The sequence below is a fragment of the Caldithrix sp. genome (assembly GCF_056497305.1).
Window position 1 is genome coordinate 1 of record NZ_JBSMDE010000014.1, and the last position, 16,666, is coordinate 16,666.

At 46.6% G+C, this 16,666-nt stretch carries 10 protein-coding genes; 7 read left to right on the forward strand and 3 right to left on the reverse strand.

The window, feature by feature from the left end; translation table 11 throughout:
* Positions 1 to 302 precede the first annotated feature (302 nt).
* Genes ACWB0I_RS01185 through ACWB0I_RS01195 form a run of 3 tightly spaced genes read right to left on the reverse strand, consistent with a single transcriptional unit; the run spans position 303 to position 7,571 of the window.
* Entirely contained in the window at positions 303 to 1,364 is a 1,062-nt protein-coding gene (locus tag ACWB0I_RS01185; protein WP_479386201.1) for a PorV/PorQ family protein, read from the reverse strand.
* 26 nt (positions 1,365 to 1,390) lie between these two features.
* Positions 1,391 to 4,867, reverse strand: coding sequence for a hypothetical protein (locus tag ACWB0I_RS01190; RefSeq protein ID WP_479386202.1), 3,477 nt, complete (start codon positions 4,865 to 4,867; stop codon positions 1,391 to 1,393).
* A 10-nt stretch (positions 4,868 to 4,877) separates the two neighbouring features.
* The gene (locus tag ACWB0I_RS01195; RefSeq protein WP_479386203.1) at positions 4,878 to 7,571 is read right to left on the reverse strand and encodes a TonB-dependent receptor; all 2,694 of its coding nucleotides are present in this window, start codon (positions 7,569 to 7,571) and stop codon (positions 4,878 to 4,880) included.
* A gap of 195 nt (positions 7,572 to 7,766) precedes the next feature.
* Here ACWB0I_RS01195 and ndk point away from each other — a divergent pair, with 195 nt between their 5' ends.
* From ndk to ACWB0I_RS01230, 7 genes are all read left to right on the forward strand, one after another.
* Complete coding sequence (ndk, locus tag ACWB0I_RS01200; protein WP_479386204.1) at positions 7,767 to 8,183, forward strand: nucleoside-diphosphate kinase; 417 nt, start codon at positions 7,767 to 7,769, stop codon at positions 8,181 to 8,183.
* Between the two features lie 351 nt (positions 8,184 to 8,534).
* A complete protein-coding gene (selB, locus tag ACWB0I_RS01205; protein ID WP_479386205.1) occupies positions 8,535 to 10,433 on the forward strand; it encodes a selenocysteine-specific translation elongation factor in 1,899 nt (632 codons plus the stop codon).
* An 8-nt stretch (positions 10,434 to 10,441) separates the two neighbouring features.
* Positions 10,442 to 11,266, forward strand: coding sequence for a carbohydrate ABC transporter permease (locus ACWB0I_RS01210; protein WP_479386206.1), 825 nt, complete (start codon positions 10,442 to 10,444; stop codon positions 11,264 to 11,266).
* 163 nt (positions 11,267 to 11,429) lie between these two features.
* The gene (locus ACWB0I_RS01215; RefSeq protein ID WP_479386207.1) at positions 11,430 to 12,746 is read left to right on the forward strand and encodes a DUF512 domain-containing protein; all 1,317 of its coding nucleotides are present in this window, start codon (positions 11,430 to 11,432) and stop codon (positions 12,744 to 12,746) included.
* Positions 12,747 to 14,063, forward strand: coding sequence for a ribosome biogenesis GTPase Der (der, locus tag ACWB0I_RS01220; protein WP_479386208.1), 1,317 nt, complete (start codon positions 12,747 to 12,749; stop codon positions 14,061 to 14,063).
* Positions 14,060 to 15,673, forward strand: a complete 1,614-nt coding sequence (locus tag ACWB0I_RS01225) for an MXAN_6640 family putative metalloprotease (protein ID WP_479386209.1) — start codon at positions 14,060 to 14,062, stop codon at positions 15,671 to 15,673. The genes der and ACWB0I_RS01225 overlap by 4 nt, the downstream gene beginning before the upstream one ends.
* 47 nt (positions 15,674 to 15,720) lie before the next feature.
* Positions 15,721 to 16,666, forward strand: a 946-nt coding sequence (locus ACWB0I_RS01230) for a tetratricopeptide repeat protein (protein WP_479386210.1), incomplete at its 3' end; no start/stop codon positions are given.

Consider the following 16,666-nt stretch of genomic DNA (forward strand, 5'->3'; position numbering starts at 1 on the left):
CATAGCCGCAACCAAAAGTGATAGAAACTGTTTTAATCACAATTATATTTCGCGCAGATTTAGCAGATATTCGCAGAAATAATTTAAACCAATTCTTCAACACGTCCTCCCTAAAACAGCATAAAAATTTTCGCATCCCGCTAAGCGGGATTATAAGTTTTGAAGGAAGTATTCTAAAGCAGCATTAAAATTTCCGTACAATAAAACGTTAATTCTTTTGCAGGAAGTATCTACAAAAAAAGGGAACATCCCTGTTCCCTTTTTCACCGTTCATTTTATCCTGAGGAGGACTTCATGAGTGGCTAAAATTGAATGCGTACAGCATAGGAGTGCGTTTTACCCAACACCCCTACATCCCGAAAGGCATATTCAATAAACACAGGATTATCTTTAACAAAACGAATTTTTAACCCCGCCCCCAGGCTCAGTCCGTACTGTGACTCTTCCATGAACAGCGCTTTGTAGCCAGCCCTCAGGTACAGACTGCCTGTCTGTGGCACGGAAAATTCATATTGCAGACCGGCATTGACACTTTCTGAATTATTATTGGTGTGTAAAGCATCCACCGCAATTAAAACATTTTGCTGTTCCAGCCTGAGAGCCGTCAGAGCAACGCCCAATCTGAAAATCAATGGCAATTCCCATTCCTGTAAATGAAAGTCGGCCGGCACATCTTCGTAATTACCATTTTTATCAGGCAAGATGTCAACTGCTGTGAGCAGATTGATACCCTCGTACTTCATTCGTGTCCCATAATTGGAGATACTCATTCCAATACGCAAGCCATCCCGGCGTTTACCTGTAACCGAAAAAAACTTGGTGCGGACGATTACCCCTAAATCGAGGGCAAAAGCTTTGGCCGAGAGATACCAGATTTTTGAATAGACCAATTTGGCCGAAGCGCCAAAGGAAAACCAATTCGTTAAATTGCGGGCATAGGCCAGAGAAAGCGCGTATTCACTGGCATTGTAGAGCTCTCCCGTTCCCTCCTGCGCCTCAAGATTAGTAACCTCGATATCGCCATAGGAAACATTGATTAGCCCCAGACCTAACATACCATATCCGCCGGGCAAATGAATACCTACCCCTAAAAAATTGGTCGAAATATCGGCAATCCACGGTTGATGAAAGACCTGAATTTCATTGGCAGGCAGGGCTGCCAAACCAGCCGGATTCCAGTACAGTGCAGAAACATCATTCACCAGACTTACATAGGCATCGCCCAGCGCATTGCCTGCGGCGCCGTAACCAATTTCCAGAAAATTGGCAGCGGTTGTGCCCACCCGATAGGGCTTCTGGCCCCAGGCCCAACTGAGAGGCACCAGTAAAACAATCCATAAAATGAACAGTTTTTTCATAAGCATGAAAAACATCTCCTTCAGAAAGAGATCTATTTGATTACGGCAAATTTGCCTAATTTTTCTTTACCTGTTTCTAATGATTTAACACGATAGACGTACATGCCTGCAGCCACTTCCAATCCTTCTCTGCTGCGTAAATTCCAGTGCACAATACCATTGGAAGGTTCATTTTCCACGTTAATCGTTTGCACCAGCACCCCACTGACCGTAAATATCTGAATCGTACATCTGGCCGGGATATGTGTGAACATTAAGCGTCGTGGTTGATTGAGGTAAGGATTGGACAACGCAGGTTCCATGGCATTGGTGGCAATGTAAGGATTAGGTACTACTTTAATCTTTTTAAAGTCATCCTCGAACTTTTTGGGATCGAGTGTCTGGCCGGCATTGATGGTAAAGGTTAAAGAATCTGTGGGTAAGAAAGGCCGTTTGAAGGTCACGTGGTAAACATCGCCGGGCTTTGGCAACGCATCTTCCGAATTCAGATCATTAAAATCAATGATGAAAGCCAGCCCTCCCCATAATCCTTTGAAGAAACCTTTATTACCAATCGGCCCTACTAAAATGCGGTCTTCTAAAATATCAAATGTACCATTACCGTTCATGTCCTGCACCACCATTTCCATGGTGTCCTGTCTGGTTTGATTCAGCACAAAGAAAGAAAAAGCCTGATGCAGCAACAAATCTTTTTTACTGATCTTCTCGTTAAATTCATCGGTCATGTTGGCAATATTAACACGGCCCACATAGGCCGAATCGTCAGCGGTAAAAATGATATCGTAATCGTCGGTAAAAAAACGCAGGCCGGGATTTTGGGGTTGGGTAATGTGTATGGGAATCTCCCTGTCGTCCAGCCAGCCGGAATGTTCTTCATCCAGTTCAGCGACCGTCACAGGCACCAGAATTTTCAGACGCAGACCATCAAAAATGTCGGTGTAAATGTAGTCGCCGGTGTGCAGGTAAAATTTATTATTCAACTGATCCCAGTCAAAATTATTGTTGGCAAAATGATCTGGAGTTTCAGAATACACCAGGCTATCATCCATGGTCATATCATAGACGTAAAAAGAGGTGTTGGTGTAAACCATGCCGTAATCCACTGTTTTGCTGGATGAATTGACCTTGACCCCAAACTTGACTTTGTAGGTGTGTCCTGGTTTGACCAGAGGCGGAGCTACAATTTCGGGGATGACTTCATTACTGCCATAGGTGACATTCTGGTTGGTGACACTCAGTTCAGGATTCCGGAAACCGGCCGCATATTGCCGCGGGGTAACCACCTGCACATTTTTACTTACAAAACGAATATTTTCTGCTTCGTCCAGGTCAATAATCACGTTGTTTTCTGAAGGAGCAATGCCGGTGGCCACTTCAGGAATGCCCCGATCATAGGCCACCACAGCGTAATAATAGGTAACCCCATTTTTCACATCCCGATCGACAAAATGGTGCGTAATACCATTGTCGTAACCCAAATTGTAACCAACTCCATTAATCAGACCAAAGTCGGTAAACCCTTTAATTCCATCAACCAAATCGCATTGAAAGATGGGAAGTTTGTGCAAGGGATTCCCATATCCGTCTAAAATGACTTCAGCATCGGAAAACTTTTTATCCGTTGCTTTGTAAATTTTGTACCCTTCGAAATCGTTTTCGTTTTTAAGCAATGGTTCGCGGGTTTGTGTGTCGGCAATGTCGTCCCAGACCAGCACCACCTGTCCATCGCCCGGAATGGCTTTTAGAGTAGGCATGCTGGGCGGCTGGGCAAATCGATAGTCGGCCTCGTAAATGATTTGAACGATCTTTTTCTTCTGGAAAAGAGCCGGGGCGCTATGCGCTTCGGAATTAAGGCCACTCAGGGGATCGTAGGAGTGCAAAATAGACATGGAAATGCGTTCGGTGCGCCCTTTGTACAAAGGGAAAGGACCGGAGGCAAAGGTTTCTATTAAGTTGGCGATTTTGCCGTTGTAGGGCTCAATGTGTCGCGTACCTACCAGCGTCCACATGCCTTCATCGTTGCGCCATTCAAATTCGCCACGTCCGCCTGAGGGGAACATGCGGAAGGATGTTAAACCCACCATGTCCGATTCCGAAATGTCGGTAGCCGCAAAGTTTGGTTCACAACCAATGCCTTCTGCAAAATCCGGTTTATGATTACACTCCCCTTCGTCCGGGCCGGTGTAATTCAGGTCGGTTGGTCCAACCCCATCCAGCCCCACGTCGTCACCGGCAAACTCATCGGCCTGGTAGATGCCGTCGCCATTCGCGTCGATGCCATCCTGCCAGTCCTGATCCTCATCTGCATCCCAGTGCTCGTGCAGATCTTCCATTTTTAATTGGTAGGTTTCCAGAAATTTTGCCAGATCGGCAATACCATCGGTTGGCCCTACTTTAGCCACGGCCTGATTATCGCGTTTTTCATCGATCAAGCCGTCTTCGTCATCATCCACTCCATTGAAAGGCAGACCAGGACTTTCCAGGTAAGCAAAGCCCATAATGCCCGTGGGCAAACCGCCATAACCTACGCCATCAATATCCCAAGAATAGGCCATATCCAGCTTGGTGTCAAAATAAGCCACTTCATCATCGGCATCATTGCCAATTTGATTGTCCACCCAATAGCCAAAGGCCACTTCAGGCAGGGTGTACTCGGAAATATTACTGATGTTGTACTCCCAGAAAATGGCATCTCTGGCCTGGGGATTATTCCATTGAAAGCCACGTGTTTCCACGCGAATGCCAATGCCCCCCCAGGGCGCGCCTTTTTGAATGGAAACATTGGGCCGAAAGTCCCCAATGCGCACGTCTTTGACGATCTGCCCGTTGGCATCGTACACCCGCCGGGGGTAATATTTTAATTGATCATCATCGCCAAGGTATTCCTGATCCTGTGCGTCATTAACCGTAAAGTAAGTTTCCAGATCAGCGTACTGCACGCCGCGGCCAAAACGTCCGTTCCACTCGCCGGGCCACTTTTTGGTAAAACCGCGGGCCGGCCAGCCGTCCGGCGGCCAGGATTCGGGTCGATTACTCATGGCCGGCGTTTCGCTGTTAATATTGAAATAGCCAAACACCGGGTACATCTTCCACTCCACCGTTCCGGTCGGATCGAAATCGCCTCCTTCCCGGTAGCTGGTCTGCAAAAAATAAAGATTTTGCAATTCGTCTTTGCGTCGTTCAATCTCATCCAGGTCGGTCACCGGAATGGAGTCATTTTCCAGATAGACTTTGGCGCCGATCATCAGGGCCACGCCATCCAGCATTTTTAGACCGTCATAGGTGTTCGGCCAGCGGGAGACATCCACCCGCGGCCAATCCGATAGTTCGGTAGTATTGCGAAAATACAGAAACACCCGATTGCCGTTCATGTACCCATCACGTTCGGCAGCAATATCGCCTGCAGGGTCCTCCGGCCCATCGTAAGGACGGCCCTGGGCAAAAAGCAGATTGAAGCTGCACAACAGACAGCCCAAAACAACAACAAATGTTAAATATTTCAGCTTCATATTTCCCTTTTTAAAATATGATTCCTATGCCAAATTTTACCAGGCGCGGAGGATCAAACATGGCCGGATTCCGGAAACGATCCTCCACGGTGTTAAAATTACTGCGATGCGAGGCACGCTCCACATCGTTGATGATCGCAGTGTAAGCCCGGCCGGTCTCCGGATTAACAATATTCTCGTTTAAACGATCCAGTAAATTGTACACATTAAGAGTGAATTTCAATTTATAGCGCTCAGCAAATTTCAACAGATAAAAGGCATTCATATCAACCGTGAGTTTTGCAGGCCGCGTGGCGAAATTGGGATATAGATTGAGTTTGGCCAGAGGTTCCGTTGGCTGTGGCTGCCAGGTGTAGGGCGTGCCCGAATTAAAATAGCCGGTCATGGTTAGGCCATAATTGGCCGGTTGATAGCTGACTGTGGCATTAAAAGTGTGCCGTTGATCCCAGCTCATGGGGATTAAGGTCGGAATAGGATCCCGACTGTTGCCAGCCCGATCAAAATTAAAGCGCGGATTATCGGCATTGCCCCGTGTGTATTGAAGCGTGTAGTTGATGTAAGTAGCCAGCGGGCCTTTCTTGAAATCAAACTTGATTTCAAGTCCTTTGGAATTGCCGTAATCCTTGTTGGTGTAAAGTCCGTATTCAATTTGATTGAACGTGCTGATGATTTTTGTGCTGAGCAGACTGTAGATATCCCGATAGTAAAGCGCCACCTCCAACCCCATGCCCGGCGCTAACTCCTGCCACAAACCAACTTCATATTGCACCGTTTTCTGGGCTTTTAATTGGGCGTTGCCCATGGTAGTCTGGTAATCTTTAGGCGCAACACGGAAGGCATGATTTTCGTAAAGAGCGTAGAGCGGAGGCATCTGAAAAAAATGGCCGTAGCTAAAATGTAATAGGGCCACATTACTCAACTGATAAGCCAGGCCAAGACGGGGACTGACCTGCACCTTGGGGTCTGCTTTTATCAGTTTACTCATCTTTTCCGGATTGTCCGGAAAATCAAGTTGATTAGCCGGATTTCTGCGCTGTGAAGGGTAATAAGCGGCCGGATCAAAGTAATCGTAACGAAGGCCCAGGTTAATGACCAGTTCTTCAAATTCGATCTTGTCCTGAATGTAGGCCGAAAATTCAACCGGTTTCATCTTGTAAATATCGGAATAAATGGAAGAATCCGGATAAACAACCGGTTTGTACACCACGTATTCCAGATCGGTGCCGTAATAGAGATTGCGAATTTGCGCAGAGCGATTGTCTAACCGGTGTTGCGTGTAAAGGAGCCCGGATTTGAGACTGTGGTGTTTGTTCAATTGATAGGTAACATCAAATTTGACATTAAAATCCTTGAGCCACCGGCGTTCGTGCATTTTTTGCTGATCACCGGTTGAAAACCCAGAAGAACTGCCAAAACGGGAGTACTTATCGTTGACATAGCGCTCATCCTGCGGATTCTCAAAAACGTAATGCCCAAAGTAGGAATCCAGATAGGAAAATTTCAGTTCGTAAAAAGCCGATTGGCCTAACAGGTGATTAATTCCCAGAGTGTAAAGAGCCGATTTTTCGTGATAAGTAGCCAGCCCAAATGGATTGTACTTGTAAAAATGGTTGTACTGCTGCCAGTCATTTTTATTGAAAATGTAAGACACGGTGACTTTAAAGTGCGGTGTCAGGCGGGCTGTTATTTTGGACAGGAAATTCAATTTTTTGCTGTCATTCAGGGGAACAAATGAATTATCACCGCTATGTTCTGAATACCAGTTTTTGGGATCAGGATCCTGGAAATTGCTGGAATCATCCACATTAAACCGGTAAATGCCATTCAGATGCCCTTTGTCAAAGCGATGGCGAAAATTAGTGAAAAAGGTGATGCGATCTCCCCAGATAGGGCCGCTCAATTGCAGGCGATAATCCTGCAGGCGATTTAATTCGCTGTCTTTAAGACCAATAAAGATATCTTTGTGTCCGGTAAGATAGTTACCGAACTGTGCCAGAGCCATTCCCTCAAATTGTTTACTTCCGTCCTTGGTAACGGCATTGACTACGCCACTCATGGCCCGCCCATATTCGGCATTGAAAGTGCCGGTAATGACTTCCAGATCCTGAATGGCCTCAGGTTCAACCTCAACCAGCTGACTCTCGCCGCGAAAAGCCTCGGTGACCTGCAAGCCGTCCACCATGTAAGAGACTTCGTTGGACCGACCGCCGCGGAAATGTCCGGCCACCACACCCGCCTGCATTTGCAATACACCATTGATGTTTTCCACTGGCAACACTTCGATTTGCTCTGAAGAAACGTTCCGAATGGAACTGGTTTGATCTTTCTTTTGCGCCATGCGGCTGGCGGTTACCACAATCTCTTCGGCCTGAAGCACGGTTTCCTTCAGGCTGACTTCCAGGAAAGTGGTGCGGTTGACCGACACCTTTACGTCTTCCATGCGTACCGTGTTGTAGCCGATCATGGAAAATTCGAGAATGTAGGTGCCTGGTTGCAGATTAATGATGAAGAATTCACCGTTCACATCGGTCGAAGCTCCGCGCGTGGTTCCTACCACCTGCACGTTAACCCCCGGAAGCGGTTCACCATTTCGGGCATCTACTACCCGTCCGCTGATTTTACCGGTGACCTGCGCCTGGAGATTGCCTGAGTTAAAGACAATCCAAAGAAGGATAAAGAAAAGATGCCATTTAAATTTTCGCATAGCCCCTCTCCGCTGCGGGCAAAAAACACCCAAAGCCCATTGACCAATCATTACAAACAACGTTAGTTTCTTTTAAATGTAAATTAACTAAATCTAAATGTCAAATAGAATTTCTTTCGATTTAATTTTTTGTCTTGCTCCCGATCGCTTCTTTTTCTAACTTTTTCTTTTATAAAGTTAATTGGAGAAATAACGATGGAACGTACCCTGGCCATCATCAAACCGGACGGCGTGGCCAATGGACTGATTGGCGAAATCATTAAACGCATTGAACTGCACGGTCTTAAAATCGTTGGCATGCGAATGACCCTGCTCGATCGCAGACAGGCTGAGGGATTTTATTATGTACACCGCTCCCGCCCCTTTTTTAACAGTTTGATCGATTACATGACATCCGGACCGGTGGTTTTAATGGTGTTACAGGCGCCGGATGCCATCAATCGCTGGCGTAAATTGATGGGTGCTACGGATCCGCAAAAAGCGGAACCTGGCACCATTCGCGCAGAAATGGGGCTCAATATTGAGCGCAACGTGGTGCATGGATCCGATTCATCGGATTCTGCCCTCTACGAAATCAATTACTTTTTTAAGGGGACGGATCTGGTTGAATAGGTGAACGGACGAACGGGGTGGAGTTTTTTGAATCAGGGGCTCGGAATGCAAAGCGTTAAGTTTTCGTGCCAGGTGTAATTCTTATCCTGATTTATCGGGGACGCGGAATCCTTTACAGCGGCACACAGCTCCAATGCCAATCGTAGGCGCAACGTAACTCCAGCTTCAGCTCGAGACCTACGCTGGCATGCTGAATTTCACCCTCGCCCCGCTTCTCGGGAAGAGGGAGATTAAAGGGGTGAGGGCTACTCGCCCGCCCGGCGGCAGAGGCGTCCAGGAGGCGATGTCTACGCTCTCCGATACTTTAACCAAACAACAAAGTGTTTCCTGGTAATAGGAAGTCTAAAAACAATGAAAAAACACATTATCATCGGCACAGCAGGACACATCGATCACGGCAAAACCGCTTTGATTAAAGCGCTTACGCAAATCGACACCGATGTGCTGAAGGAAGAGAAAGAACGGGGCATTACCATCGAATTAGGTTTTGCCTACTGGAAGGACAACATCACCATCATTGATGTGCCCGGACACGAACGCTTTGTCAAAACCATGGTCGCCGGTGTCAGCACCATCGATCTGTTCCTGATGGTTATTGCCGCAGACGATGGCATTATGCCACAAACCATTGAACACCTGGAAATCCTCAGGTTTTTTGGTGTTCAAAACGGTCTGGTAGCCCTGAACAAAATAGACCTGGTCGATAAGGAATGGCAGGAGCTGGTTCAGCTTGAAGTCGAAGAACTGTTGCAAAAGCATGGTTACGAGCGCATCCCCATCATTCCGGTTTCTGCCATTACAGGAGAGGGCCTGGACACTTTGCGACAGATTCTGGCACAAAAAATAGGCCAATGCGCCGAACGAAAAAGCGCCAGGCCTTTTCGGCTCAACATCGATCGGGGTTTTTCGGTGCATGGGGCCGGTACCGTGGTAACTGGCACGGTTCTGTCCGATTCGATTGCTTTAAATGAAACAATCGAAATTTTACCGGATCAAAAACGGACCAAAGTCAGAGGTGTGCAGGTGCACCAGAAAGATGTACCCCGCGCTTTCATTGGTCAACGTGCTGCCATTAACCTCTCCGGAATTTCCAAAAAGGAAGCAGAACGAGGAAAAACGCTGGTTCGTCCGGGAACACTGGAACCGGTTAGCGAATTTCTGGCCCTTCTGCAGACCACCTCGCATATTCCGGTCAAAATAAAAAAACATCAAGAGGTGCGCGTCTATTTAGGAACAGCCGAGTTGCTGGGTCGCCTGACCTGGTTTGAAGAGCAATCCACTCTGGAACCGGAACAAACGTTTCATGTCCGAATTCGTCTGGAAGAGCCTGGCGTTTGCGCTCCAGGCGATGCGGTTCTCATTCGCACCATCTCTCCGTTTTACACCATTGCCGGGGGACGCGTTCTTTATTTAAACCCACCGCCCCTTAGTCGTATTCGCGAACAGTGGATGGAGATTTTTGATATTTTAAGTCAACAGGATCTAACGGCTCAACTAAAAATTTTCTTTCAATTTCTTGGCTTTCAGGCCGTTTCTCTGGACAAACTGGTCCAGCAATTTTTTGAGAAACAAGAAACCCTGCGCAATGCATTGAAGGCCCTCATCAGGGAAAAATTTCTGATTGCCGAAGCAGACCACTACATGGCCACTCAAGCTCTGGAGCGGGCTCAGACCTTTTTACTCCAGGCCATTCAAGTTAAAGCCAGGCAAAATCCCCTGCAGGCCGGTTTCAATAAAAATGAGTTGATCTCTTTGCTACCTGCCAAAAAGGTGGATGAACTGTTTTTTAATCGCTTACTGCAGCGCATGGTCAACAGGAAACGACTGATTCAAAGCAATGATCGCTATTTTCTGCCGGAAATGGCCAATCTGGAACAACGGCAAAAGCTTTCCGCTCAAATTTCACAACTACTGGAAGCAAGTGGGTTTACAGCTCTAAGCAGCGAACAGCTTGCCGGCCAACTGAATTTAAAATTCGATCAGGTTAAAGACTTGTTGTCTCATCTGGTCAAAGAAGGAATCCTGCACTCACTGGCTGGTAAGTATTACTTGCACGATCGGGCCTTTCAAAAAATTTTAACATTTTTAAAAGAAGAATTTACCAAAACCAGTGAATTAAATATTGCTCGTTTAAAGGACTTCACCGGATTGACGAGAAAACTACTCATTCCGCTTTTAGAATACCTGGATCAAAAACAATTTACCGTACGTCGCGGAGATGTACGATTAAAAGGTCCAATGCTTCATTGAGAAAAGCAATGATGAAACACAGGTTAAGCCATGTCGTATTAATATTTTTCACGGCGCTCAGCATTTGCTGGCTAATAGGGCCCTATTTGTGGCAACTTATTACTTCCTTAAAACCCACAACCGAGCTGGCCCAATTACCTCCTCTGCTGCCCTCTTCCATTGATTGGAGCCACTATCGGGTGGTTTTAGGCAATACCGATTTTCAACACTTTATTTTAAACAGCTTTGTCGTTGCCAGTCTGACCAGTCTGCTGGCTTTTATCAGCGGATCGCTGGCCGCTTTTGCTACGGCCTATTTTAATTTCCGCAAAAAGGCGCTGCTGCTCAGTTCCATTCTGGCCATCTCCATGTTTCCGCCCATTGCTATTGTTAGCCCCTTGTTTTTGCTGATCAAAGCGGTACATTTGCGCGACACCTACTGGGCTCTGATTCTGCCTTACAGTTCGTTTGCTCTGCCCTTCATGGTCTGGACGCTGCACAATTTTTTCAAGCAGGTGCCCGGCGAAATTTTAGAAGCGGCCCGCATGGACGGCTGTACGCCTCTCCAGCTTTACCGAAAAATCGTTTTACCTTTGTCACGACCGGCCATTTTTACCACCAGTATTCTGGTTTTTATCTTTGCCTGGAATGAATTTATTTTTGCCCTGACCTTTACGGCCACACCAAAATCTCAGACCATTCCCGTAGGCATCGCTCTGTTTCCGGGTATTTACGAAATTCCCTGGGGCGATATTGCAGCCGCCAGTATTGTGGTTACTCTGCCTTTAATTGTGTTTGTTTTTCTGTTTGAAAAACAAATCATCTCCGGTCTGGTGGCTGGTTCAATCAAATAAAATATCTTCGCTCTTAACACTCTTAAATCCTTTTCTGTCATTTCCGCTAAAAAACGCCTGTGTTTTCTTTTCACAGAGTGGCTTTGGTCTGCTCTTTCTTTATTGCTTTTGCCTGTCCTTCTCTGTAAATTCATGGAATTCAAAAATATAGTAAGGAGAACCCTTGATAAAGATCATAGATGTGGCGCCGCAGAGCATTGCTCATGAAATTGGAATCAGACCTGGCGATCAATTGATTTCCATCAACGATCATCCGATTAACGATCGTCTTGATTATCGTTACTACCAGGCCGATGAGCAATTGGAAGTGCTCATCCAGAAAGAGCAGGAGCAAATCGTGTACGACATTGAAAAAGATGCCGATGAAGACCTGGGTCTGGAGCTGGAAGAGATGAAGATGATGGCCTGCGGCAACAATTGCGTTTTTTGTTTTGTTTACCAGAATCCAAAAGGCATGCGCAAAACGCTTTATTTTAAAGACGAAGACTACCGCTACTCTTTCTTGTACGGCCACTACGTAACCATGACCACCTTAAAACAGAAAGACCTGGAACGCATCGTAGAACAACGCCTGAGCCCGTTGTACATTTCTGTCCATGCCACAGAAGCGCAGGTGCGTCGCTTTTTGCTGGGCATTAAACGCGATGATCATCTGCTGGAAAAAATAGATTTTTTAACCAGTCACGGCATTGAATTGCACGCTCAGATTGTCCTGGTTCCGGAGGTCAACGATGGTGCAATTTTTGAGCGCACCATTGAAGACTTGATGGCCTATTATCCGCAATTAAAATCGGTTGCTGTGGTGCCGGTCGGTTTAACCCGCCACCGCCATCATCTGGTTCCTTTGCGCATCCATACCAAAGAAGAGCTACAGCAGGAAATTGTTCACGTGGATCAGATTCGCCGCCAATGCCAGGAAAAATTGGGCGTTAATTTCGTTTACCTTTCCGATGAGTTTTTTATTAAGTCCGGCAAGCCTCTTCCCGATGCGGATTATTATGATGCATTCTACCAGATTGAAAATGGGGTGGGCGAATTCAGAGACATGATCGATCGTTTTGATGCGCTTAAACCCTCCATCCCGCATCGTCTGGAGCGCCCCTTAAAATTAACCTGGATCACTGGAACTCTGGCCTACCGCCATTTGTTAGAGTACATTGTTCAGCCGTTAAATCAGATTGAAAATCTGGAAATTGAGCTCATCCCGGTAGTCAATCGCTTTTACGGCCCAACCATCGAAGTATCGGGCTTACTGGTTGCCGAGGACATTTTTCAGCAGTTGAAGGACCGCTCTCTGGGTGACGGCGTATTTCTTCCTCCGCGCGTCTTGAATGAGGACGGGCTCTTCCTGGATGACTGGACAGTAGCCGATCTGGAACAAAAAGTCGGCGTTAAATGTCATGTTTACAAAGAGGAAATTGAAGAATTACCCGAAGTTCTAAATTATTTTACACACGATCAAACGGTACGGGTATTTTAAATGGGAACACCTTTAGTAGCTATTGTAGGGCGCCCCAATGTGGGGAAATCGACACTGTTTAACCGCTTAATCGGCCGGAGAAAGGCTATTGTGGATGACCAGCCGGGCGTTACGCGCGACCGCAACTACGACACGCTGGAGTGGAATGGACAGCTCATCGGTTTAATCGATACCGGCGGTTATCTGCCCAAAACGCACGAGCACATCGATTTAGCCGTGCGCGAACAGGTGGAGATTGCAGTCGAAGAAGCCGACTTAATTCTTTTTGTGGTGGATGCCAAAACCGGGGTCACGGATATTGATCAGGACCTGGCCCATATTTTATTGCAGAGCAAGAAAAACACGCTGCTCATCGTCAATAAAGTGGATTCAGTGGAATGGGAATACGAACTCGGCGCCTTTTACCATCTTGGACTGGGCCAGCCCATCCCCGTTTCTGCCATTACAGGCAAACGCAGCGGCGATCTGCTGGACCTGATCGTAGAGCGGATTAAAATCGTTCCTGTTAAAGAAAATGAAGATGACTACATCAAGCTGGCCATCATCGGGCGCGAAAATGTGGGTAAGTCTTCTTTTGTGAATACGTTGCTCAATCAGCCAAGGGCCATTGTAACCGACATCCCCGGTACGACGCGCGATCCTGTCGACTCCGTTTTGAATTACCGTAAACGCAAATATCTGCTAATCGACACCGCAGGTTTAAAGAAACGCAAACGCATCAAAGAGAATGTGCTCTTCTACAGCAATGTGCGCACCTACAAAAGCATGCAGCGTGCCGATGTCATTCTTTACATGGTTGACATTAAGGAGGGATTAACACACCACGACATTTCTGTTTTGAACGAAGCCGCCAGGCAGCAAAAAGGCATTGTGCTGGTGCTTAATAAATGGGATTTAATCCCAAAAGACCACAAAACCATCGAACGCTTTTCGGCAGAGATCAGCGAGCGTCTTGGATATCTGCGCTACATCCCGCAAATTTATGTTTCTGTTTTAGAAAAAAAGCGCCTGTACAAAGCACTGGACCTGGCAACCGAAGTGTATGAACAGAGAAAAAAACGCATTAGCACTTCGGAATTGAACGATTTCTTTTTGCCCCTGGTGCAAACAAACATGCCGCCGGCCGTTCGCGGCAAAGAGATCAAGATCAATTACGTGACTCAGGCCCGATCCAATCCCCCGTTGATTGCCTTTTTTTCCAATCATCCGGATTTGATCATGGACAGTTACAAGCGCTTTTTAGAAAATAAATTACGTGAGCGATTTGAATTTAAAGGCGTACCGCTAAAAATTGTTTTTCGGAAGAAGAATAAATGAAATGGTTTGTCAGTACTTGCATCATTTTTAGTTTTGTCTTTTCTGCCCTTCAGGCGGATATGTTACAAGAACTCGAAACTTATGTAACGTTGCGCACCCGGGCCACAACCCCGGCAGCCGACTACAAATGCGCCTTTCGACATCAAATGTTACTGCAGGCTTATTTTCAGCAACTTCCCCCGGACCTCAAAGCTCTGGCCGCTACCCTATTGCCCAGACCCAGCCGTCAATTTGAAGTGGTAAGTCCTTCGGGGCATTTTACCTTACATTACGATGTAAGCGGCCTGCACGCTGTTCCAACGGCCGATAGTTCTGGCAACGGCATCCCGGACTACATCGATTCGGCTGCCGTCATTTTAGATCACGTCTGGCAGGTTGAAATCGACCAATTGGGCTTCAATCCCCCGCCCGACCAGGACGGAAATCCGGTACAAAGCTATCCGGTTTACTTTTCCAGCATGCCCTATTACGGTTTGACCAACTTTGATTACACCGAGGATATTGCTGCTTTACCAGGTTACAACTACGTAAGCTATCTGGAATTACACAATAATTACAATTCATCCAGTTTTGCCACCCATGGATTGGAGGCCATCAAAGTTACGGCTGCTCACGAATTTCACCATGCCATTCAATTGGGCTATCAATTGCGCTGGAAAATGGAAAATGGTGTGTTGAGTTTCCCTGATTTGTTCTTCCTGGAAATGTCTTCTACCTTTATGGAAGATTACGTTTACGATGAAATTAACGACTACGTTCAATACGTGAACCGTTTAATCCCCGGCCTGGAATCCAGGGCTTTTGACGACGCGGATGGTAATACGGAATATGCCAATGCCCTGTTTTTGCATCTGATCACCCAAAAATATGGCGTGCAAATCTTCCGTGAAATCTGGGAACACATGGTCGACTACCCTGCTTTGCAGGCCATTGACAAAACGTTACAGGAATACCACGCACAATTTGCTTCCTGTTTTACCGAATATGCCAGCTGGTTCTATTTTACCGGCGACCATGCCCGTGGAAACCAGTTTTTTAAGGACGCATCATTGTTCAACACCCTGCGCCTAAAATATTCTGACACCTGGCTCGATGATCCTCTGCTGCCCTTACACATGCGTTTCAATTTGCTTAGCGTTGAATCAAGCGGAGTTTACCTGGCCAGGATGTCTGCTGCTCAAAACGGGGGCATGATGAACCACATCACAGACGGTCAGACTGTATTGCAGCCCGCTGCCTTTGATAAGGGACAGATCTTTTCTCAAAGCAGTAATCAACCTTTGATTGCCGTGATTACCAATAGCGGAGACCAACCTTTAACGGAATTGCATTACAGAATGGATCAGGCGCCGATCAGCGTCAAAGATAATCCCGTTAAAGTATCTGGTTCAGGCAGTGGCGTTACCTTTCTCCACCTGCCTCAGTCCAGTGAAATTACTATCTTTAATGTGTTAGGACAAAAAGTGATTCAATTACAGGGTCAGTCACAAACTTCCCTCCACTGGGATTTGCGCAATGCAGCCGGGCATCAGGTACCTTCCGGGATCTATTTTTATCGCGTTAAAGCCGAGGGTTTAAACAAGGTTGGTAAATTGACGGTGTTACGTTAATGCATTTCCGGGTTCGAACAATTTTAGTGTGGAGCACTCTCTCTTTTTTGCTGAATAGCGGCCTTTTTGCCCAGAATTCTGCCTGGATCGATAGTGTTATTTCCTGGACTATTAATGGCTATTTTACTCGGGCCGAGACCTTTTTGAATGAGCAAATTGCCCAAAGCGACAGCGCACTGGTTTACTGTTTTTATCTCTCTTCGGTTTACAATTCTAAAATGACGCATTATGAAACCGTTGACCAGGCCCCTGATTTTGAACATCTTTTACGTTATGTGATTCAAAAAAGCAACAAACGCATGGAACAATCGGGGCTCAAGGACAAACAACTGGCCAGACTCTATTTTTACCGTGGCAGCGCCTATGGCTATCTGGCCTATTTTTATGGACAGAACGGTCAATGGTTAAAGGCATTCAAAAATGGGCTAAAAGCGATTCGCAATCTGAACGCCTGCGTTGAACTGGACAGCGCCTTTTATGAAGCCTATTTAGGATTAGGTGCCTACAAATACTGGCGCAGCACCAGGCTGAAAGCGGTTTTATGGCTGCCCTTTTTAAAAGATCAACGGGCCGAAGGCATTGCGGATCTAAAGCGGGCATTACGCAGCTCCACTTACGGGCGCTACATGGCCCTGCACCAGCTCATTTACATCTTAATCGATGCCAGACGCTACAAGGAAGCCTTGAAGTACGCCACAGAAGCCATTGCCCGTTTTCCGCAAAGCCAGTTCATGTGGTGGGCCTATGCTCATGTCTATTACAAAAGTCATGATTACCCGCAAGCCATTAAAGCCTATCAAAAATTGTTGCAACTCATCGAACACCATCCGCAAAGCAATCCATCGCATTGGTTGGATTGTCAACTACGCATTGCTGAACTTTACGAGCGACTGGGACAAAAGACACAGGCCAGACAAATTGCGCGCCAAATCCTTGCCCGAAAAGCGCAATTTCCGGACACCCCTAAAAACCACGAACGACTGGACCGCGTTG

Excerpts from the sequence above, each read along its gene's own strand:
- ACWB0I_RS01185 (WP_479386201.1), bottom strand. The coding sequence starts at position 1,364 with ATGCTTATGAAAAAACTGTTCATTTTATGGATTGTTTTACTGGTGCCT.
- ACWB0I_RS01190 (WP_479386202.1), bottom strand. The coding sequence starts at position 4,867 with ATGAAGCTGAAATATTTAACATTTGTTGTTGTTTTGGGCTGTCTGTTG.
- ACWB0I_RS01195 (WP_479386203.1), bottom strand. The coding sequence starts at position 7,571 with ATGCGAAAATTTAAATGGCATCTTTTCTTTATCCTTCTTTGGATTGTC.
- ndk (WP_479386204.1), top strand. The coding sequence starts at position 7,767 with ATGGAACGTACCCTGGCCATCATCAAACCGGACGGCGTGGCCAATGGA.
- selB (WP_479386205.1), top strand. The coding sequence starts at position 8,535 with ATGAAAAAACACATTATCATCGGCACAGCAGGACACATCGATCACGGC.
- ACWB0I_RS01210 (WP_479386206.1), top strand. The coding sequence starts at position 10,442 with ATGATGAAACACAGGTTAAGCCATGTCGTATTAATATTTTTCACGGCG.
- der (WP_479386208.1), top strand. The coding sequence starts at position 12,747 with ATGGGAACACCTTTAGTAGCTATTGTAGGGCGCCCCAATGTGGGGAAA.
- ACWB0I_RS01225 (WP_479386209.1), top strand. The coding sequence starts at position 14,060 with ATGAAATGGTTTGTCAGTACTTGCATCATTTTTAGTTTTGTCTTTTCT.